Origin of the sequence: Bacillus sp. FSL K6-2971 (genome assembly GCF_038006405.1) — a bacterium.
Taxonomy (GTDB): Bacteria; Bacillota; Bacilli; order Bacillales; family Bacillaceae; genus Bacillus; species Bacillus pumilus.
In genome coordinates this window covers 3,765,884-3,786,141 of sequence record NZ_JBBOVD010000001.1, presented here as the reverse complement: position 1 = coordinate 3,786,141, position 20,258 = coordinate 3,765,884, and the positions used below count along the sequence as shown (strand labels likewise).

Below are 20,258 nucleotides of genomic sequence, written 5' to 3'. Positions count from 1 at the left end.
CCCGCTATATGCGGGTTTTTTGTTGAAAACGAATCGGCAGTATATGCAGCCGATCGATAAAAAGGGCAAGCTGTTCAATTGGCGCCACCATTGAGATGCGGACATGATGTCTTCCATGTGTTCCAAACACACCCCCAGGCGTCACGACGACATTTGCATGCTCGAGTAAATAGTCGGCAAATGCATGAGAATCCTCGAAATCATCAGGAATCGGTGCCCACAAATAAAAGGCGCCGGCTGGACGTTCAATGGTCCAGCCAAGCTGCTTCTCCGCTTGACGGATGAAGAAAGCCATTCGTTCAATGTAGACTTCTTTCAATGATTGAATATGACAGTCATCACTTTGTAAAGCGACGGTGGCGGCATGTTGAAATCCACCATACATACTGACAAACACATGATCCTGGAAGGCGTTAATGGCATGAATGATGTCCTCATTGCCTACAGCAAAAGCGACTCTCCATCCTGCCATATTGAATGTTTTGGATAAAGAATATAATTCCACTCCTACGTTTTTCCCAAGAGGAGCCTTTAGAAAGCTCACTGGTTTTTGCTCATAATGAAAGGAACCATAAGCAAAATCATGAATCACATGCAGATCGTGAGCGGACGCAAATTCTGCAGCCTCTTCAAAAAAAGCTTCATTCGCCACAGCACCAGTTGGGTTATTCGGATAATTTAAGAAAAGCACCTTTGCCTTTTTTAACACGTCTGGATCAATTGAAGAGAAATTCGGCAAATAGCCATTTTTCTTTTCAAGCTGGATGCAATGTGGCTTTGCGTCCGCCATCAAGATACCTGAATGATATTCTGGGTATCCCGGATCGGGGACGAGGGCAATATTCCCTGGATCAAGCAGGCACTGACTCATCACATAAAGCCCTGTTTTTCCTCCATTGAAAAGGGCAATTTCCTTCTTCCGGTCAACCTCAATGCCGAATTCCTTTCTGTAGAAATCTGCAATGGCTTGCTTGAAAAAGTCAAAGCCTCTAAAAGGTGCATATTGCTGAAATTGCAAAGAGCCTGCTGCCTCTTGAAGGGCATTCACAATGTGCGCCGGAGTAGGAAGATCAGGATTTCCCTGACCAAGGTTCACAATGTTCGCTCCGTGTTGTGTTTTATGCGCAATTTTCTCAAATACGGTTCCAAATTTTTGTTCTGGCAGCCGTTCAATCATGTTAGATGGTAAGATCTTCACCACGACATCCTCTCTTTCTTATCCCTTCACTAATTCATCCATTAACTGAATGGCTGCCTGCTTTTGAATGTTACGGATGGAGGCGGCAACATCCTGAGAAGACGACCCTTTTAATTCAAGAGACACGATGCCATTAAATGCTTCAAATAAAGATAGATCTACAAAGGTTCCTTTAGGTGGGACAGATTCGCTGATGATGACAGTATCTCCAACTAAAGTGTCCTGCGGAATATGCACATGATCAATGGTGATGTGTGTGGCCTCAGGCGGAATGTGTCCGCTCTCTTTGAAATGCTGAGGGTATAAATGACAGTCTGCTACATAATGCGTATGTCCAGAAAGTAGTTCTTTTGGCAAATTAGCTTTTTTTCCATCGACTAATACATCAATCAGCAACTTAGCCATATCCACCCCAAAGACCTTTTTGATATTCGGAATCATATTCCAGCCAGCAAATCTAGCTGCTGATTCGATCAGTCCGGTTTCTCGATGTTTCATAAGCTTGATTTCTGTATGAGTGGCACAGTTTTCAAGACCTAATCCTTCATTTGCTTTCCTCGCTGCCTCAATGATGATTTGCTGGGCTTCATTGTCTAGGATCGACGGAGTGATATGAGCCGTTTCTGTAAAGCCGATTTGAGGGGTCTTATCATGAATGACAAAAGGGATATATTCACCCTCAACAACTAATCCTTCTACACTGACATAATCAGAATAGCCGTCGTCTTGATACCAATCCTCGTAAGCCCCCTCTAAGTACGTTTCAGCGACAAACGGTGCTTCATACGTCACAGCGTTTGGAACGGGAATGGTTTGCAAATAGGATTGTACGTTTAAAAAGAGATCATCACTGCCGGATCGGTCATGAAAAAGGGTCACGCCAATGGAGCTTGCTAAATATGTAGGCTTTAAAATAAGCGGTGTACCAATATGTTCAATGGCTTGCTGAAAATCAGCTAAAGTCGTGACAGGCTGAGTTTTTACTGCTTTGACCCCAGCTGCGTTGAATGCAGCCCTCATTTGGCTTTTATCACGCGCTAATTCAGCTGCCTTTACCCCAGCGCCGCGCAGCCCAAGTCGCTCAGCGGCTTTTGCCATTGGTGCAATGAATAATTCATTATTGGTGGTGATCGCATCCGCTTTGAAAAAGGAAGCGACGCGAACTAGGTCGTCCACCACCTCTTCCTCGGATTTTAGATAATCATCATGTGCCCAGTAAATCGAATCTGGGTGTTCAAAAGAAGGGTTTTTGTCAAAATAATCTCGATCTTTGATGACCGCAATAGAGTATTTTTCGATTAGCTCAGCGTGTCCCTTTGTAATAGCAAAAGGTCTCAGGATATAAGAAACGATATGATACGATGCAGCCACGCTTTCGTAAAACATATGGGGCGGGCATCCTCCTAGATCAGCAATGACAAGTACGGTTTTTTTACTCAATGAAAGCACTCCTTTTTATCTAGCGGTGTAACCGCCATCTGCTGTGACAACACTTCCAGTCATATAGCTGGATAGATCAGAGGCAAGAAACAGCATGACGCTCGCAATTTCTTCGGGTTTTCCGAGACGAAGTAATGGGTTCACCTTTGCTTTTTCCTTTTTAACAACCTCAAGGCTTTCTGAATGATTGTCTGAAAAGGATTTTTCATTTAATGGTGTATCAATAATGCCTGGGGCGATACAGTTCACTCTGATTTGATGGGCGGCATAGTCGACCGCCATCGATTTGGTGAGCTGGATGACACCGCCCTTTGTTGCGTTATAGGCAGGGATGTCAGGCCAGCCGACAAGACCCCCGACAGATCCGGTATTGATAATACTTCCGCTTTTCTTTTCAAGCATATGCGGCAAAGCATGCTTACTCATGAGAAATACACCCGTCAGGTTGACCTGTACAATGTGATTCCAATCCTCCAGCGTCATCTCGTGAACGGGAGAGACAATTTCAATGCCTGCATTGTTAATCAGCACATCGATTGTCCCAAACTGGGTCAGCACAGACTGAACGGTTTTTTGACAGTCAGACTCATTCGTAATATCTGTTTTGAAAAACGCAACATGCTCGTGCGCCAATGATTCGACGAGCTGTTTGCCGCTTTTTTCATTGATGTCAGCCACTGCGACTTTTGCTCCGTGCTCAAGGAAAAGCTTGACTGCGGCAAGCCCAATTCCCGATGCACCTCCTGTAATCAGGACGACTTTTCCGTCGAGGTTCATTTCTTCACCTTAGACGTTTTTGGCTTCAACCGATTATAGCGGGGAGGGAAGAAGAGATTAATAGACTTTGATGCTTCCGGCTTTGGATTTATCGCACCGTGGTCTTCCCTAGGGTCACAAAAGTAGGTAGTACCAAATTCCATTTTCTCTGTAAAGCCTTCAATCGTCATATCATAACCTCCGCTAATGCAAATGCCGATTTGTTCATTCCGGTGTTTGTGAAAAGGCATTTCTCCGCCATTTCCAGGAATGTTGGCTATCATGAGCTCCATCCAATCCTCAACAAAAAAGGTCACTTCCATGCCAGGAAGTAAATCTCGTGTTTTGAAAATGTCTAAGAAATAAGTAGGAGGCGCCGTGTATTCTTCGCCATCTTTTAATCTCTTAATATCAATAGCAATCACTTCTTCATCTGTCAGGTTAGAAGCGCCGTGAGGGACAAAAGGTGGTGCGATATACGCTGATTCTAAAGGGGTAAGCAATTGGGTCGATGGGCCGACTGTCATTTGAAGCTCGCCTTTTAATACGATGCCGATTTGTGCTTCGGGATGCTCGTGAGGTTTAATGATCGTGTGAGGAGGGATGTATGAGATGAGCACTTCCGTATCACCTCTGACCGTGGAATATTGTGTGACACCATTCTCCCATTCTATTTTTTTGGCTTGTGGAAAATATCGTTCTTGCGTTTTTTGTTCAGTTTGCATATTATATCTCTCCTTTTCCGAATATGGACCAGCTCATAGGAATGCTTTTAAACGTTCGAACGAAGGTGAGGCCATATGTGGCTCTGGCTACCTCATTGGTTAAAGCGAAATCAAATTCGCCGTCTCTTACTTTTTGTGCGGCAGTACTTGTCGAATTGACTAGCTCAAATTCAGCATTTTGGTGAATGAAATATTGAATCAAATTGACAGGTGCAGGGTGAGAGACAATTTTTAAATGGTGGAGCATTTGTTCTTGAAATGGAAAATCTGGTCTGACAGCCAAGCCATACATGGGTGTGTCACATCTGAAAATTTGTAAGAGCTGCAGGTCAGGTCTCATGTAGAAGTGTTTGATTCCTTCGTATGCGTGTGGAACGAGAGTGTATTGGAGTGCGTGAGAGAGAGTATGTTCAATGCAAGTTTCGAATGTGTCATAAAGGGATAGTTTCGTATGAGTGCCGAGAGTAGTGGTGGAATGAGAGATGAAGTGTTTTGCTGCGTATTCACTGCTTGTCCCCTTAGGGCCTAGTGTATTGACTGTAAACATCTTAGGTGAAACGATGGGCTCTTCTTTGAAATGAAAAACATCATTCTTTAAGATCATGTTTACCATCCAATCTTTTTCAAATTTTTACTAGATTATAAAAAATAAAATTGGCAATTGTCAACAAAATTTATAAAAAATGTATTTTATGATGATATTAAAAATTGATCTAAAAAACTGCACATACCTAGATGTGCAGTGAATTGAACTTACGTTTCAAATGTGTTTTTATGTTTCTGCTGTAAGGTTCGTTCACGTTTATAGCTGACGAAGCTAATAAGAAAACCAACAAGCGTAACGAGAGCACATACAAGCCCTACCGTATGATAGCCGAAATGGACATAGACAGGTCCCATAAGAGCGGAACCAAGCATAACGGCAAGATTGGACGCAAGGCTGTAAAAAGCCATCACTTTGCCTCGGTGGGTTTGGGAGCAGTCACTTAGAACAGTGCTCAAAAGCGTGACAGATAAACTTTGCATGGCACCCCAAATAAATAGGGCAAAAATCAGCAATGTCCATGAGAAAGGAGCATAAGGAAGTAAGGCGAGAACGAGCGTAATGCCGCCCAGCACAAAGAAAAGAGAACGAGTTTTGCCAAACCAGTCTGCTAATTTCCCTGTAAATACACTCATGGAAAAACCGACACCGTAAGCCATGATCAGAAGTCCTGCCGTCGATTGCCCTCCAGAAAACAAACTTTGTAGATACGCTCCTAAAAACGAGTACATGCCATAAAATCCAAGCATATTACAAAATGTCACGGTCAAATAGGCGGGGACACGATCAATTTTCAAAGCTCCCCATAAAGAGCCAGCTTTCTCCCTAGCTTGAGGTGTTCCTATATTCGCTGTGGCGGTTTGTTTACGAGATTCAAGGATGACGAGCAGCAGGACAATGAGACTCATGATGGCGAAAATCCAAAAGGTCCATCGCCAGTTTAAACTCTGCCCGATGAAGGCGCCAATTGGTACACCAAGGACAAGAGAAAGAGACCAACTCGACACAATGAGCCCCATCACTTTGCCTCGATATTCATAAGGAACCCGGTCACCCACAAGCGCATAGGCTGTTGGCACAAATACACCGGTCGCCAGCCCAGAAATAGCACGGCCTGCAAAAAATACGGCCAGATTCGGGGCAGCCGCACACATTACGGTGCCAATCAAAAAGAAAGAAAGCCCGATAATCAGGCATAGCTCCCTTGAATACCGGTCCCCTAAAGGAACAAGCAGCGGGGCTCCAACCAGCACAGCTAACCCATAAATGCTGATGGAAAGGGCGAGAATATCAAGAGAGTGCTGAAAAGAGTTTGATAAATCAGGCAGCAGTGGTGAAATCACCAGTTCTTCCGATCCCGCCGCAAAGACGCCAAGTGTGAGCGCAATGGCAAGTGTGATGGGAAATGTTTTAGAAGCCTGGCTGTCTAAAGATTCTTTCATCAGGTGATCCCTCCAAACTTGCTTTTTCATTCAATTCCGTTAAAATAAATTCTACCATTATTTAGTTTTATTTTACATTTCGCATCATAAGTATTATCATAAAATACTTTTCAAATGGAACGATTTTTGGATAGGAGAGGTACGAATGAAAATCACCGGTGTTGATGTGCATATTTTAAATGAATTGAAAGAAGATGCCCGCTTATCTATGAGGGAATTGTCCAAGCGGGTCAATTTATCCGCACCTGCGGTAGCAGAAAGAGTGCGTAAATTAGAAGATGCAGGGATTATCGAAGGGTATTCGGTTCAGGTTAACTATAAAAAATTAGGGCTTATGATTGACTGCCTGCTGGAAGTCACAGTGCTAAACGGGGAGTATCAACGTTTTGTGGCTTTTATGAATCAGCATCCACGCGCTTTTTTTGCTTATCGAGTGGCAGGGCAGTCATGCTTTTTCATTAAGCTGTCTGTCGCTTCCCTTGAAGAAATTGAAGCCTTTATTCAGGCAGTGTCTGGGTTTACCAAAACAGTATCTCATATCGTCTTATCAGGGCACTCTTTTTCTCATCCCATTCAGGAACGTGTGAAACCAATAGAAGAGCCAGAAGTGACCGTGGTGAAATAAAAAGTTTCAGATTGTTGACACAGGGCTAAAATGATCTTTATTTTAGCCCTGTGTCTTCTTTTCAGCTCAGCGTGATAGAAAACCTTTGAAGTCTAGGAAGGGCGAGCGCCGGAGCGGAGCGAATTTGACATTCGTGAGCTTTGGAGCGCAGGACTGACAACGAATGCGAGGGTTTGTCTACACGCTGAAAGGACCTGTCTCAGGTCCTTTTTATTCGTTTATCTGACTGATAGCTCATAATCGTAATGATAAGACCAATAAATGTCACAGCTGCAGCAAATAACGAAACAAGCTGTAAATGTGTTTTCGATAGCAAGACCGCCAAGCGCTGCACCGCCGGCATTTCCTATATTAAAGGCAGAATGGCTGAGGGCATATATAGAAAATAAAATTCTGTATTTCAAGATATCTTAAACAGACTAAATGTATTTATAAAAATGTGAATTGTTAATAAGGTATTATGGCTGATGTGAGTTTGTTGATGTGGATTTATATTAATCTTTAAAGTCTCTCAACCTATTGATATATATGCATCGACAAGGTCTTTTATGATTTCCCTTATATTTTTTGTCTTTTTATTGTGTATTTTTATATTAATGGTTACTTTAATCTATCTTGTTAATTACACATTATTGGCTTACTAATAAGCTTTCATTTATCAATTTATTTATTTAATTTGTTTCCAAAAAAATAACCTTTTTATGCTAAAATATTCGTATAGTAATAATTTGGGTTTAAAGGAGTTAATTCTTTTGAAGCTTTTAAAAGTAATAGATTACGCAGCATTAATGGATATGCACAGAACAAGAAGCAAAGAAAGTCACTATAATAACCTGCCTATTGACGTAGGTAATAGGGGTCGTTTTTTTAGTACTCAGCCAATTGATTTAGAATTTCACATCGATAACCATACAACAAACTTAAAAAGTGGAATATTTTCTTTTAATTCAAGCATCAAATCTGGTGTAGATAAGAATGACAAGGTTTCTGGGGAAGTGTTTTTACGAAAAGAGTCAAAATACAAGCCCAATGTAATCTTCGTACATGGATGGCGCATGGATTCATACGACAGAATCAAGAAGATTTATCACGATAAGATCGTTAAAAGTTATGATTGGAATATGTATTACTACACGTTGCCTTATCATTTCGATAGGGAACCGCAAAATTCAACATATTCTGGTGAACACATGATTAGCGCCAATATAAGTCGAACAGTGCAATCCTCCCAGCAAGCTATTGTTGAACTTAGAGGGCTGATTAAATGGATCAAGGAAAATGAAGGTGGGGAAATAATCGTAGTTGGTATTAGTTTAGGAGGGTGGCTAACAAACTTATTAGCAACAGTCGAGAAAGACGTGAATATTGTTGTATCAGCTTTTTATGCGAATAATATTGCGCATTCCATCTGGAACACTCTTCCTGGGAAGTATATACGAAGAGATCTGGAGGAACATGGGACAACGTATGAAGAACTCGACAAAGCTTGGGATATTATCAACCCTAGTAAAGCAAAACTTCTCGTAGACAAAGAAAATGTACTCTTAATATCAGGAAAATATGACATGTATATCGACATAAACGATGCTGATACTCTGTGGAATAGCTGGAATCAACCTAAAAGGCACGTATACAGTTGTGGGCATGCTGGAATTGTTCTATCTAGAAATAGAATAGCAGCTGACACACTTCAATTTATTGAAAGTAGGCTAAGGAAATAAAATGATGTTCATCCTAACTGCATTGTTGTGGGCCATGAGTTTAGTTTTGTTTCTTACTTATCCTGAAAATGAAAAAACAAGATGGGGTAGCTTTATTGGATTTTTTGGTGGTTTTGGTGGTTTAAGTGTAATTTTGTCGTATTACTTGGATGGTTCATCTAGCCATCTACAGCTAATCCATTACATTACATCATCTATTGGACACTATGGAACAGCATATGCAATCATGATTTTCGGCCTTGTGTTTTCAGAAATAATCAAAAGTAAAAAGCAAAGTTTCATTTGGAAAATAATTTTGTTCATACCCGTAATCATTATGCAAATTTACTTTACGGAATTCCCTCTATGGCAAACACATCATGTAGTTCTTTCATTATGGGTCGTACCATACGTCTTTATTTCTTTAGGATTGATGGTTTATGCAGCATATACAGATAAGAGTATAACAAGCAAAAGACAAAAAATTTATACTTGTCTAGTTATTGTACCAACACTCTTATTCGCGGTATTCACCAATATAATTTTAGAAGCCTTTGGAATATTTGGTGTGTGGATGCTAAACCCTTGGGTAATAGCTATTGCTTTTGTATTATTTGTTTATTTTATAATCAAATATGGCTTCCTGGGAGTACAAATAAAGTTTGAAAAACAAAGAAGAGACTTAACCATGAAGGCAGTAACATCTGGTACTGCCTTATTAAATCATTCAATAAAAAATGAAGTAGCAAAAATAGATCTTCTTGCAAATGACCTCAAAGAGTCAAAATTTGGGGAAAACCAGGAATCAGTTGATATGATTCTTAAATCAGCCACTCACTTGTTTGAGTTGTCGAGCCGTATTCAAAGTAAACTAGATATTATGGAATTAAAGGAAACAGAATTTAATATTATAGACCTTGTTAATTCAAGTGTTGAACTACTTCAGCCACAGATCAGCACTGTACAATTAAAGAAATTATTTGAAGTGGATGCGAATATCTATGCAGATCCTATTCACTTGCAAGAAACGTTATTAAATTTAATGGAAAACGCGATGGAAGCAATGAAGGATAATAAACAGATAAAGATTAGAGTCTACCAGGTGCGTCGTAAATTACATATTGATGTCGCTGATAATGGAAAGGGCGTTAATAAAGAAATGCAGGCCAAAATGTTAGACCCGTTTTTCTCTACAAAAAAGAAGGTTGGAAATTTTGGTCTTGGCTTAACATATTGTTATAACGTCATGACAAAACATAACGGCAGCATAAAAGTAAATAGCCAACTAGGAGAGGGAACAACTATAACCTTAACTATTCCTAGAAACAGAGTTAGCAACTTAAAATCAAGTTCGAAAAAAGAAATTGTTGGTGAAAGCTATGGATAATAGGATCAAGGTAATGATTGTTGAGGATGATCCAGTGTGGATGAAGGGTATTAGCGACTTAATTTCGAAAGAAAAAGATATGGTTGTTGTAAAAAAAGCTTTCACAAAAAGTGAAGCCTTGCAGCTGGAGAATCATGAAATTGATATTATACTTATGGATTTAACTTTATCTGAAGATGAGGAATTAGGCGGTTTAGATTTATCAAAAGAGTTGGTTGAAAGAGGTTTCCAGAAGATCATCATGCTTACTTCCTGGGAAGAGCCTGCAATCATTCTAGAGTCATTTGATCAAGGGGCCATGAATTACATTAACAAGTCATCGTACAAAGATATCCCAAAATTTATTAGAGAAGCTTTTATAGATAAGGTTACATTAAATGCTGATGTTTCAAGCCTGTTGATTAATGAACTGCGTATGGAGAGAAAAGCTAGCATATTAACTCCGGCCGAAAGAGAGGTTTATAAATTAAAAGAAAAAGGGTTAACAAGAGTGCAGATCGCGGAACATTTGTTTAAATCGGTCGAAACAATAAAAAAACAGTTGAAGACGATAAAGGAGAAACTTAAATAAAGGGGGGGTATAAAATTAACCCTCCCTTTTTGTTTTATCATCTTGTAAAGTAATATTCGTAATCGAATTTAAAAATGCCCTCAATAAGTCACGTTCCTTATCACTTAATTCGTTGAAGGATTGTATGAGGGGGCAATATTGTTCATATGTGAAAGAACAGTAGTTGATAAAAATGATTGAATAAACTCTATTTCGCCACCTGACATTTATTAAGTACATGCATAAGCTTTTCATTAATCTGAGCACTATCATCAATTTCAGGGAAGAGAGATTTAGGCAGAACTTCATAAAATATTTAAAGCATTGCAAATTTTAATCAGTGTCTCGATGTTTGGGTGAGGAAGTCCCCATTTCAATTTTACTTATAGAGGATTGGGAGACTCCTGAAAGGCGAGAGAATTCAGTAGATGATATCTTTAATGCTTGCCTGCGTTTGAGAATTCTTCTTCCTATTTCATTTTGTAATTCGTTCATAAGATCCACGCACCAATGTTTGTTATTAATTTAATAATAGCAGAAAAAGGTGAGATATTTTAATTTCTGATGAATATTCCTGAAGGAATAAAAGTTTTGAAAAATACCTTAAGGAGTTGAAAACAATAAAGAACATCGTTAAAGAAAAGAGAAAAGAAAAAGGGTGGACCCAGTTTCAGTTGGCAGCAGTATCCGGGGTTTCACAAGCAACCATCTCTAAGATTGAGAATGGTGACTATAATAAATCCTCTCTTGCTGTGATGATGAAAATCGCGCAAACATTAGGAATAAAGACAGAGGATTTAACAGAAAATTTATAAACGGTGGTGCAACATTACATATGAGACAGGTGCAAAAAATGTCAGAAGAAAAAATGGTAAGATTTGAATTTGTTGATCTTGCTAATACAGTGACGATTAAGACCTTTAATAAAGAGATTTATGTTCTGAAATCAAGTTTATTTGTTCAAAATGTCCATAATAATCAAGTCTTAAGATTGCATGAAATTTATTATGATATAAGAACAGTAAGAACAATAGAAGGCAAAGTTCTTGCTAAACGCAAGAATAGAAATAGTGAACTGGTTAAGGTTGGTAGGTCAAGATCAGTTAGTTATAGAGAGCAAGTTAAACTGTAATTGTTATTAAAATGTTCTTTTTAAAAAAATTATGCGTGGTGCTTGGTCGAAGATCACCAACCAAGTTAACTATACGACTAATCTAGTTAGTGGGGAGAAGCTTAAAATCCACTTGTGATCCAATTCGTGACTGAGGTTTTCTATTTATGATAGGAAATCCAAGGTTGTTGGTACATGCCAAAAACCAACATTATAAAAAGAGATAATACGAATAAATATGGAAGTTACATTTCTTGTACCATATAATGTATTTTAAGTTGGTTTCCATATTTAATTGTAGCATCTACAGTCTTTTATTACGGCATTCATTCTAACTTGACGTGCCATGAGATGAACTAAATAAATAGCAAGAAAAAAGAGTATTTCTTAAAAAGGAATACTCTTTTTTTATTAAAAAGGGTGAGGATATGTATAAGAAATTATTATTAAGGCGTTTATTGATTGTTTTAAGTTTAATTGTTATAGCTTCTTTAATGCTTTCCACAAATGATAACCCAACCACTAATTATACAGCCAAGAGGATAGAAACATTTGGGATTAATAATGAGGGCTGTTTAGAAATGGATGGGAAAGAAAAATTGATTAATCATGTTGAAAAAAATTTTAAGAATTAGTTTTTGAAGAACAGATTGAAAGTAATGAATTTGAACTGTCATTTTTATTCAATCTTTTCAAGAAAAATACGGCGTATGCAGCTGCACCAAAAATTGAATATAAAGGGGCTATTAGATGATGAAGAGAAGAAAACATGGAAACGTGCTGAAGGAATCGGTACGGTGGCAACGCGCGATTCTATCATTGAGCTACTAATCAAACGTGGTTACATTGAACGTAAAGACAACAAGTTAATTTCAACGTAGCTGGGAAGAACATAAATTCAAATGATGCCGGATGATTATCTTCTTACTAAAATGCATGCAACAGTATATCTAGAGTTATTGCTGTTGGAAGTTGAAGCATGCAAAATGACGAAATAAGACTTTTACATGGAATTGAGGCTTTTTATCAATAAAACTTGTACTGACATTAAGAACAACATTAAGACAATAAATTTGAACGAGAAGTAATAGCAACTGGTAAACAGTGCGGGAAACCTATTCTTGAAAATTCTAAGGCTTATAGTTTTTGTTTAAGAAAAATTTGGAGAAATTGGGGGAGAAAAAAGCCACGCCAAAGGAAACGACCAAATTACTAAATGGATACTGTAAAAATGAAACTAAAGTCAAGCTTTGAAAATAAAAGAGTGGAATTTTCTGAGCAAAGACAGCCTCCTATTTAGGAGGTTTTTTTCTTTCTTTACAATAGGAGGAGTCAATTTTGGTGAGGAGAAATATCTTATTGAAACTACCTAACACCTGGAATGTTTTGTTTATTGTATTTGCCGTAATCGTAATGATAGGTTTTTGTTATCTTGTTGCAAGCTTTCTTTCAAAAAACAAAAACAAGAGCAAATTCGTAAAGTCAAGCATTAAGGATATTGACCATATGGACGGTTTTCAGTTTGAGCAATACCTCGCATATATGTTTAGGGCCAATGATTATAAGGTTCAGGTGACACCTGAAAGGAAGGATTTTGAGGCTGATCTCATCATAAAAAAATCAGGCACAAAGATCGTAGTGCAAGCAAAGCGTCAAAAAGCTAAGGTCGGTATAAAAGCGATTCAGGAAATAGTGGCCGCTAAAAATCACTATAAGGCTGAAGAGTCCTGGGTGATCACGAACAACTTTTATACAAAAGATGCACGAGAACTGGCTGAAAGTAATGATGTTAAGCTTTTAGATAGATACAAACTCATTGAACTAATGACAGCACTCAATTTATCAGTAAGCATGACAGCTGGTGAATTCAAACAGAAAGTAAAGGCAAAGCCGATCAAGTGTGTTTGTGGAGCTCAAATGGCCCGTAAAAAAAATAGGCATTCTGGCCGTTCGTTTTATGGTTGCACAACATATCCCAAATGCTCACATACAAAGCCAATCCTGTGAATTTTCTTTCTGACTTCATAAGTATATATGTCTGTTGCTATTCAAATGAACCCCCACATCTATATGAGAATGGGGGGTTTTATGTTTCGATAGAACATAGTTTCAATCCATACTTTTCTTCTAAAAGTTTATTCATTTTTTTTAGATGTTTACTATAGAAAAGGGTAATCTCTTGATACATCTCTATAAGGGTTCAACATTAGGTCAGTAGAAGTTTTGGATAGTCTAATAACCATTATTGAGACCTCATATTATAGAAATGTGATTACCTGTTTCTTATTCCTTAGTTTAACCTTAAAATTACATAAATTTTAGGCTATTTTCGTAGTTTTTCCATCAAAAATAATATAAAATTAGAAAAATAAACCTATATTAGTAATACAGGTGAAAAATTGAAAACAGAAAGGATAGTATAAAATGCAACTTCGTAAGTTAATAACAGCAACATTAATAACAATTATCGCTACAACTTTTATCTTTTCGCCAAAAACAGAGGCAGCTGCTCCTAAGGTCAAATCTGGTGATATCTTAGTAACTCCAGTTGGACCAGTAGCAAAACTTGTAGGCCATACAGGTATAGTTGCGAATGATGGAAAAAGTGTTATTCACATTGCAGGACCAGGATATCATCCAAGAAAGATAAGTCTGAAATCTTGGAAATCAAGATTCCCAAAAACAAAGATTGTACGATACAAAAATGCAAGTAAAGCAAAACAAGCAGCAATATGGGCTGACAAGAACTTTATAAAAGGAAAATATAAAAAAATAAAATATTTTATTTCAAGCGGTCCATACCATTTTAGGTCAACATATTGTTCGAAATTAGTGTGGCAAGCCTATTATAAGGGTGCAAACGTTAAATTTAAAGATTGGTATGTAGCTGGTGGTCCATATGTATCAGTGACCGTTTTTGACGTCCCTGAAATAATTCAACCATATATGTTTTTAAGAAACGGTGACTTTAACGGCCTCAAAACAATTGGTAGAATAAATTAAAAAACATCCGAATGAGTTAACTCATTCGGATGTAATTCCTACTTTTTCAACTGCTGTTCTTTCTTTATCAACCCAACTATAAATAAAAACATCCTCTTTATCTTTTATCTTCACATAAGCTTCATAAGGAATAGAACCTCCCTTAATAAAGTTATATTTTATATCAATGTCAATAATATCCTTCTCAGAATAATCTTCTTTTACAAGTTCAAAAATAGTATCTCTCAACAATTCCTCTCGAGACATCATATCTCCATTAGCTAACCGGTTATATATAGAAAAACAAGAAAATAAGAAAAAAATAGAAAATAAGATTATAAAAACAAACTTTTTCATAACATCAACACCTCATTAAATATACTTTTTAATCTCAACATGCCAATGCAGCATGACCTCAAACGTTCCCTTCTTCTTCAATCTTGATCAGGCATGATTACTGTTGCACCTAGGGCATCTTTTCCATTCCAAAAGCTAAATCTTCTATCCAAATTTATGTTTAGTTCATCATAGCATAGGAAAGAATTTTTCCAACAAATTATTAATGTACTTATTTAAAGAATATATGAAAATTTTATCGCTCAAATTTGCAAGATGTCAATTTCGGTGGCGCTGATCAGTTCACCAGTATGTATTTTTGACCAAAATGCATATTTTTCTCCTTAGGCACAAGCCGTGCCGCCATGATCGCTCCGACACCAAAGAAGGTCCCGTGAGCAAATGATGTCAAAATACGTGCAGCCATTAATAGACCATAAGAGGTTGATATAGCAGCGACAGCATTTCCCGCCACGAACAGGATCATTAATAGAATGAGAAGACGTTTCCTCGACATTTTCCCAGTCGATAACGTTAAAATAGGTCCGCCAACTGCCACACCAAGTGCATATCCAGTAATCAGCTGCCCTGAAGCAGAGATAGATACATGAAGGTCGTTAGCAACGTTTGGTAAAAGTCCCATAATGACAAATTCAGTTATACCAATTGAAAACGCACCGAGCGTTAAAGCAAAAATAGCGATGGGGAAGTTTTTCATGATGTGATCACCCTTCTAAAAAAATATATAAAAAGGCTTCGGAAAGATCCGAAGCCTTAAGAGTTTATCATACATGAAAATAAGACGCCAGCTGCTCGTTTGCTAATCGGTTTCCGACAAAGAAAGAACCAAATTCGCCGTAGCGTGCACTGACTTCATCAAAGCGCATTTCATAAACCAATTTTTTGAATTGAAGCACATCGTCAGAGAAAAGAGTGACGCCCCACTCATAATCATCAAAACCGACGGAGCCTGTAATGATCTGCTTTACTTTCCCAGCATAACTGCGGCCAATTAAGCCGTGGCTTCTCATGAGTGATTTACGCTCATCCATAGAGAGCATGTACCAGTTGTCGTTGCCGGAACGTCTTTTATCCATTGGATAGAAGCATACGTATTGAGAAGAAGGGAGCTCTGGGTATAGACGCGCACGTACATGTGGGTTCTCGTAAGGATCTCCGCCATCTCCGCCTCCTGCTAAGTAGTTGCTAAGTTCAACAACTGAAACGTACGAATAAGCTGGGATCGTAAACTCTGCTAGTCGTGTCTTGTTGAATTCAAGTTCAATTTCACCCAGTTCTTCCATGGTTGGACGCAAAATCATGAGCATAATATCTGCTTTTTGGCCGACAATACTATAGATTGTTTGGCTTCCAGCCTTATCGTGCTCAGCTGTTTTCCATTTTTCTAATAGACCTGTGAACTCATGAAGAATCGCTTGGCGCTCATCACTTGTCAGCAGCTTCCAAGCTGTCCAGTCAAAGGTTCTAAAATCATGCAGTGCATACCAGCCGTCTAGTGTTTGAGCTGCTTCATTGGTTGTATGTTGTTCGCTCATTTATTTCACTCCTATTTACAGTTTTCCATCTGTTCCAACTATAACATAGTTTGTCCAAATGAAGATGTGATCAAAACTTGAACGACGAAGTCAGCTTTTATGGAAATTGATTAAATTAGTTTGAAAAATAAGAATTTAATTTGTAAGCGCTATAATGTAAGTTGGTAGTTTGAATTTATGGAGAAGAAGAGTATGCTTAAAAGAGAACGCTTTTTTTGTAAAATCAAGGAGGGTATATAAGTGGCAGATATTTTTTCAACAGTTCAGGAAAAGGTTGCAGGTAAAGGAGTAAAGATCGTTTTTCCTGAGGGAATGGACGAACGCATTCTAACAGCCGTTCAAAAACTAGCAGATGGCAAAGTCTTGCAGCCAATTGTTGTAGGTAAAACACAAGAAGTTGAAGCAAAAGCAAAAGAATTAGGTCTTACACTTGATGGTGTTGACGTGTATGATCCTCATACATATGAAGGTTTTGAAGAGCTTGTACAAGCTTTCGTAGAAAGACGTAAAGGCAAAGCAACAGAAGAGCAAGCAAGAAAAGCATTACTAGATGAAAACTACTTCGGTACGATGCTTGTGTACAAAGGTCTTGCAGACGGACTTGTGAGCGGTGCAGCACACTCAACTGCTGACACAGTACGCCCAGCACTTCAAATCATTAAAACAAAAGAAGGCGTAAAGAAAACATCTGGCGTCTTCATCATGGCTCGTGGCGAAGAGCAATATGTGTTTGCTGATTGTGCAATCAACATTGCACCAGATAGCCAAGATCTAGCTGAAATTGCGATCGAAAGTGCTAACACAGCCAAAATGTTCGACATCGAACCACGTGTGGCAATGCTTAGCTTCTCTACAAAAGGCTCAGCAAAATCAGACGAAACAGAAAAAGTATCTGAAGCAGTTCGTATTGCAAAAGAAAAGGCACCTGAGCTTGTACTTGATGGGGAATTCCAATTCGATGCAGCTTTCGTTCCTTCAGTAGCAGCGAAAAAAGCACCAGATTCCGTCATTAAAGGCGATGCTAGCGTATTTGTTTTCCCTAGCCTAGAAGCTGGAAACATCGGCTACAAAATTGCACAGCGCTTAGGTAACTTTGAAGCTGTAGGTCCAATCTTGCAAGGCTTAAACCAGCCAGTAAACGACCTTTCAAGAGGCTGTAATGCCGAAGACGTTTACAACCTTGCACTTATCACAGCAGCTCAAGCACTATAAAATAGCATCTCGGCTAAAACAGTCAGCGCGATAGATTCGTGCTGGCTGTTTTTTTATTTTGGACAAATGTGTACAATATAGAAAGAAAACAATCTGAACGTAGATAAAGCCGATAGGATGGGCAGGTGCTAAAATGGAGGATTTAATACATAAGCTTCAGCATAAGGTCGCGTTTTTAACTGATGCACAGAGGAGAATTGCAGATTATATCGTACAACATCCAATGGAGGTTGCGTTTTTAACTGTCGATAAATTAGCGTCAAAAGTCGGGACGAGTACAGCAACCATCATGCGATTCTCTGCTGCTGTGGGGTATTCTGGTTTTTCTGAGTTTCAAAAAGAGCTTCAATCAGCGATGAAGCATAAAGCTGACCCTCAAACAAGACTTGAGGCGAATCTCAAGCATTCAAATAAGAGTAAGCTCCTGCATAACCATGTAGAATTGCAATTTCAAAATATCCAGTACGCATTGGACAATATCACGGAAGAAACCTTTCAGCAAATTGTTGGGAAAATAGCCAATGCGCGCCACGTTTTGTGTACAAGTGTCCGAAGTGGAAGACCTGTTGGCGAATACATGTCGTTAGGAATCAATCGGCTATTGGGGAATTGCCAGTATATTGATGCAGATCAAAGTGACTGGGTGGATGATTTGGTTCATTTCAACTCGAGTGATTTCATTATAGCGGTCAGCTATCCGCGTTATGCAAAGCGTATGAAGGATTTGATGGAAGCAGCAAAGTCTTATGGGGTGGAAGTCCTTTTAATTACAGACAGCTACAGCTCTCCACTAACTAAATATGCACAATATGTATTACCGTGTTCCTCAGCAAGTGTAGGCTCTCATAACTCTGTCGTATCTGCTATCTTTATCGTCGATTTCATCTTAAGTGCATTAGCGATGAATGATCCTGAAAGAACAAAACCACGTTTAGATCAAATCAATCATATGTTAACGAAAATGAGTTATCACACAACACAATAGTCGTGTGGGGACTCATTTTTTATTTTTTGAAAGCGCTTTACTAATTAAAAATGAGATGGTATGATCATATCACAAAAGTAATGTATATTACTTTAAATGAATTAAATGTAATGAATATAACTCAAAGGGGATGATGGAAACAATGAGTACTGTTCATTTCGTGTCAAATGATCTTATAGCTAGGGCAAGAAAGCTTAACTCGACCTTGCTGTCAGACGTGATGGGATGCACCGGCGCGATGGATCATCAAATCAAACCAGTTGCGAGAGGCATGAATGTAGTCGGCACAGCTTTTACCGTGAGCTTACGGCCAGGAGATAATCTGTTTCTTCACCAAGCGATTTATTCTGCACAAGTAGGCGATGTACTCATCGTTGATGGGAAAGATCATAGGGGTCACGCATATTTAGGAGAATTGATGGCTAGTTCAGCAAAAGCTGTTGGAATAGAAGGAATCGTGATCGACGGTCTTGTCCGCGATAAAGTCGCTTTAGAGGAATTAGCTTTTCCGATCTACAGTAAGGGGTTCACGCCGAATGGACCTTTTAAGGATGGTCCTGGTGAATTGAATGAAATCATCTCGTGTGGAGGGGTCAAAGTATCACCAGGTGACTTGGTCGTTGCAGATGATGATGGAGTAGTGATTGTCCCGAAAGAGAAAGCAGAAGAGATGCTGTCACTAGCTGAAGAGAAACTAGCGTATGAAAACCACAGATTAAAGACCATTCAACATTATATGAGCGAAGGAAAGCAGGATATCAGTCTCTTAGCGCCTGCATGGCTAGAGGGCAGAATGAAAAAATTCCAGGGATAGGGGAATCTGTGATGAAGATAGGCTTTATTGGTTATGGAGAAGCTGCATATGAGCTGTCAACGGGATTGAAAACAGAAGGTTTAGATCATTTTTATGCGTATGATGTACTATTACAGAATGAGAAACTCGCTGGAACAATGAAAGAAAAAGCAGCCCGCACAGGCGTCGAATTAACAAGTAATGTGAGTGAAGTCATTGGAAAATCTGATATTGTTATTGCGGCTGTGCCAGCGAATAAAACCTTAGAAGTGGCTCAATCCGTATTAGATAGTTTGAAAAAAAATCAAGTATATGTGGATGTGTCGGCATCAACTCCAGATATCAAAAAACAAGTGGCAAACGAAATTGAAAAGCAAGAAGCTCTATTTGTAGATGTTGCCATGCTAGGATCTCTTCCAGTTAACAAACACAAGGTTCCAATCACTGCTAGCGGCAGTGGAACAGATCGATTCATTGAATTAACGAAAGAATACGGTATGAATATTACAAAAATCAGTGATCAGCCAGGAGATGCCTCAGCCTTAAAGTTAATAAGAAGCATTTATATGAAAGGGATTGTCGGTTTACTCATTGAATTTTTGGAAATTTCTAAAAAATATAATGTCGAAGATCAAGTGATTTCTTCACTAAGCGAAACGCTGGACAGCAAAAGTTTTGAAGAGACGATGAATCGTCTTGTGACAGGAAGTGCATTACATGCAAAAAGACGAGCGGTCGAACTACTTGGCTCTATTGAAATGCTGGATTCAGCTCATATTGATGCGAGCATGTGCCGGGCAGCACAACAGAAGCTAGAGAGATTAGCAGATTTTCAATTCGTTGAACGGTTTAATGGGGAAAAACCAGCCAGCTGGGAAGAAGTCATTGACGTGATGCAGCAAGGGTGATATTTGTA

Annotated in this window: 24 protein-coding genes and 1 pseudogene; 14 read left to right on the top strand and 11 right to left on the bottom strand. The window is 38.8% G+C overall.

Features of this window, described 5'->3' with window-relative positions; genetic code table 11:
* Positions 1-4: 4 nt before the first annotated feature.
* From MHI33_RS20150 to MHI33_RS20125, 6 genes are all read right to left on the bottom strand, one after another.
* Complete coding sequence (locus MHI33_RS20150; protein ID WP_065098078.1) at positions 5-1,198, bottom strand: aminotransferase class I/II-fold pyridoxal phosphate-dependent enzyme; 1,194 nt, start codon at positions 1,196-1,198, stop codon at positions 5-7.
* An 18-nt stretch (positions 1,199-1,216) separates the two neighbouring features.
* Positions 1,217-2,638: an ATP-grasp domain-containing protein gene (locus tag MHI33_RS20145; protein WP_065097814.1), complete on the bottom strand. Its 1,422-nt coding sequence runs from the start codon at positions 2,636-2,638 to the stop codon at positions 1,217-1,219.
* 15 nt (positions 2,639-2,653) lie between these two features.
* On the bottom strand, positions 2,654-3,415 hold the full coding sequence (locus tag MHI33_RS20140; RefSeq protein ID WP_050944484.1) for an SDR family NAD(P)-dependent oxidoreductase: 762 nt from the start codon (positions 3,413-3,415) through the stop codon (positions 2,654-2,656).
* On the bottom strand, positions 3,412-4,119 hold the full coding sequence (locus tag MHI33_RS20135) for a cupin domain-containing protein (RefSeq protein ID WP_065097815.1): 708 nt from the start codon (positions 4,117-4,119) through the stop codon (positions 3,412-3,414). Before MHI33_RS20135 ends, MHI33_RS20140 begins: the two co-directional genes overlap by 4 nt.
* A 1-nt stretch (position 4,120) precedes the next feature.
* Positions 4,121-4,723 (bottom strand): hypothetical protein, encoded by a 603-nt coding sequence (locus tag MHI33_RS20130; protein ID WP_003215386.1) that lies wholly within the window; start codon positions 4,721-4,723, stop codon positions 4,121-4,123.
* Positions 4,724-4,872: 149 nt separating this feature from the next.
* Positions 4,873-6,105 carry an MFS transporter gene (locus MHI33_RS20125; protein ID WP_340913395.1) on the bottom strand — a complete coding sequence of 411 codons (1,233 nt, stop codon included), beginning with the start codon at positions 6,103-6,105 and terminating at the stop codon, positions 4,873-4,875.
* Positions 6,106-6,250: 145 nt separating this feature from the next.
* Here MHI33_RS20125 and MHI33_RS20120 point away from each other — a divergent pair, with 145 nt between their 5' ends.
* Entirely contained in the window at positions 6,251-6,730 is a 480-nt protein-coding gene (locus MHI33_RS20120) for an Lrp/AsnC family transcriptional regulator (RefSeq protein WP_185107670.1), read from the top strand.
* A 199-nt stretch (positions 6,731-6,929) separates the two neighbouring features.
* Here MHI33_RS20120 and MHI33_RS20115 read toward each other — a convergent pair whose 3' ends face one another.
* A complete protein-coding gene (locus MHI33_RS20115; protein WP_260406807.1) occupies positions 6,930-7,064 on the bottom strand; it encodes a hypothetical protein in 135 nt (44 codons plus the stop codon).
* Between the two features lie 418 nt (positions 7,065-7,482).
* Between MHI33_RS20115 and MHI33_RS20110 the strand changes: the two genes are divergently transcribed.
* The 3 genes from MHI33_RS20110 to MHI33_RS20100 are packed head-to-tail and all read left to right on the top strand — an operon-like array spanning position 7,483 to position 10,388.
* Positions 7,483-8,451 carry an alpha/beta hydrolase family protein gene (locus MHI33_RS20110; RefSeq protein WP_226804352.1) on the top strand — a complete coding sequence of 323 codons (969 nt, stop codon included), beginning with the start codon at positions 7,483-7,485 and terminating at the stop codon, positions 8,449-8,451.
* A gap of 4 nt (positions 8,452-8,455) precedes the next feature.
* Complete coding sequence (locus MHI33_RS20105; protein ID WP_268453518.1) at positions 8,456-9,817, top strand: sensor histidine kinase; 1,362 nt, start codon at positions 8,456-8,458, stop codon at positions 9,815-9,817.
* A 13-nt stretch (positions 9,818-9,830) separates the two neighbouring features.
* A complete protein-coding gene (locus MHI33_RS20100; protein ID WP_229200331.1) occupies positions 9,831-10,388 on the top strand; it encodes a response regulator transcription factor in 558 nt (185 codons plus the stop codon).
* Between the two features lie 312 nt (positions 10,389-10,700).
* Here MHI33_RS20100 and MHI33_RS22125 read toward each other — a convergent pair whose 3' ends face one another.
* Entirely contained in the window at positions 10,701-10,862 is a 162-nt protein-coding gene (locus MHI33_RS22125; RefSeq protein ID WP_226804346.1) for a helix-turn-helix domain-containing protein, read from the bottom strand.
* A 116-nt stretch (positions 10,863-10,978) separates the two neighbouring features.
* Here MHI33_RS22125 and MHI33_RS20095 point away from each other — a divergent pair, with 116 nt between their 5' ends.
* The 6 genes from MHI33_RS20095 to MHI33_RS20070 all read left to right on the top strand — a co-directional run bounded on the left by MHI33_RS20095 (position 10,979) and on the right by MHI33_RS20070 (position 14,481).
* On the top strand, positions 10,979-11,182 hold the full coding sequence (locus MHI33_RS20095; RefSeq protein WP_226804344.1) for a helix-turn-helix transcriptional regulator: 204 nt from the start codon (positions 10,979-10,981) through the stop codon (positions 11,180-11,182).
* 38 nt (positions 11,183-11,220) lie between these two features.
* Positions 11,221-11,499: a hypothetical protein gene (locus MHI33_RS20090; RefSeq protein WP_226804342.1), complete on the top strand. Its 279-nt coding sequence runs from the start codon at positions 11,221-11,223 to the stop codon at positions 11,497-11,499.
* A 407-nt stretch (positions 11,500-11,906) separates the two neighbouring features.
* Positions 11,907-12,113: a hypothetical protein gene (locus tag MHI33_RS20085; RefSeq protein ID WP_268453520.1), complete on the top strand. Its 207-nt coding sequence runs from the start codon at positions 11,907-11,909 to the stop codon at positions 12,111-12,113.
* A 75-nt stretch (positions 12,114-12,188) separates the two neighbouring features.
* A complete protein-coding gene (locus MHI33_RS20080) occupies positions 12,189-12,359 on the top strand; it encodes a hypothetical protein (protein ID WP_268453521.1) in 171 nt (56 codons plus the stop codon).
* Between the two features lie 478 nt (positions 12,360-12,837).
* Positions 12,838-13,485, top strand: a complete 648-nt coding sequence (locus tag MHI33_RS20075) for a restriction endonuclease (protein WP_268453523.1) — start codon at positions 12,838-12,840, stop codon at positions 13,483-13,485.
* Between the two features lie 417 nt (positions 13,486-13,902).
* Positions 13,903-14,481, top strand: coding sequence for a YiiX/YebB-like N1pC/P60 family cysteine hydrolase (locus MHI33_RS20070; protein WP_268453525.1), 579 nt, complete (start codon positions 13,903-13,905; stop codon positions 14,479-14,481).
* Positions 14,482-14,502: 21 nt separating this feature from the next.
* Here MHI33_RS20070 and MHI33_RS20065 read toward each other — a convergent pair whose 3' ends face one another.
* From MHI33_RS20065 to hemQ, 3 genes and pseudogenes are all read right to left on the bottom strand, one after another.
* Positions 14,503-14,817: a hypothetical protein gene (locus MHI33_RS20065; protein ID WP_268453526.1), complete on the bottom strand. Its 315-nt coding sequence runs from the start codon at positions 14,815-14,817 to the stop codon at positions 14,503-14,505.
* 313 nt (positions 14,818-15,130) lie between these two features.
* A pseudogene (locus MHI33_RS20060) lies at positions 15,131-15,514 on the bottom strand (MFS transporter); the annotation flags it as partial.
* 67 nt (positions 15,515-15,581) lie between these two features.
* Positions 15,582-16,352, bottom strand: coding sequence for a hydrogen peroxide-dependent heme synthase (gene hemQ, locus MHI33_RS20055; RefSeq protein ID WP_003215092.1), 771 nt, complete (start codon positions 16,350-16,352; stop codon positions 15,582-15,584).
* A gap of 240 nt (positions 16,353-16,592) precedes the next feature.
* Between hemQ and pta the strand changes: the two genes are divergently transcribed.
* The 4 genes from pta to MHI33_RS20035 all read left to right on the top strand — a co-directional run bounded on the left by pta (position 16,593) and on the right by MHI33_RS20035 (position 20,250).
* Positions 16,593-17,564, top strand: coding sequence for a phosphate acetyltransferase (pta, locus tag MHI33_RS20050; RefSeq protein WP_003215086.1), 972 nt, complete (start codon positions 16,593-16,595; stop codon positions 17,562-17,564).
* A gap of 133 nt (positions 17,565-17,697) precedes the next feature.
* On the top strand, positions 17,698-18,549 hold the full coding sequence (locus MHI33_RS20045; RefSeq protein ID WP_113767832.1) for a MurR/RpiR family transcriptional regulator: 852 nt from the start codon (positions 17,698-17,700) through the stop codon (positions 18,547-18,549).
* A gap of 142 nt (positions 18,550-18,691) precedes the next feature.
* Positions 18,692-19,363 carry an RraA family protein gene (locus tag MHI33_RS20040; protein WP_113767831.1) on the top strand — a complete coding sequence of 224 codons (672 nt, stop codon included), beginning with the start codon at positions 18,692-18,694 and terminating at the stop codon, positions 19,361-19,363.
* Positions 19,364-19,374: 11 nt separating this feature from the next.
* The gene (locus MHI33_RS20035) at positions 19,375-20,250 is read left to right on the top strand and encodes a prephenate dehydrogenase/arogenate dehydrogenase family protein (protein ID WP_340913380.1); all 876 of its coding nucleotides are present in this window, start codon (positions 19,375-19,377) and stop codon (positions 20,248-20,250) included.
* The last annotated feature ends 8 nt before the right edge of the window (positions 20,251-20,258 follow it).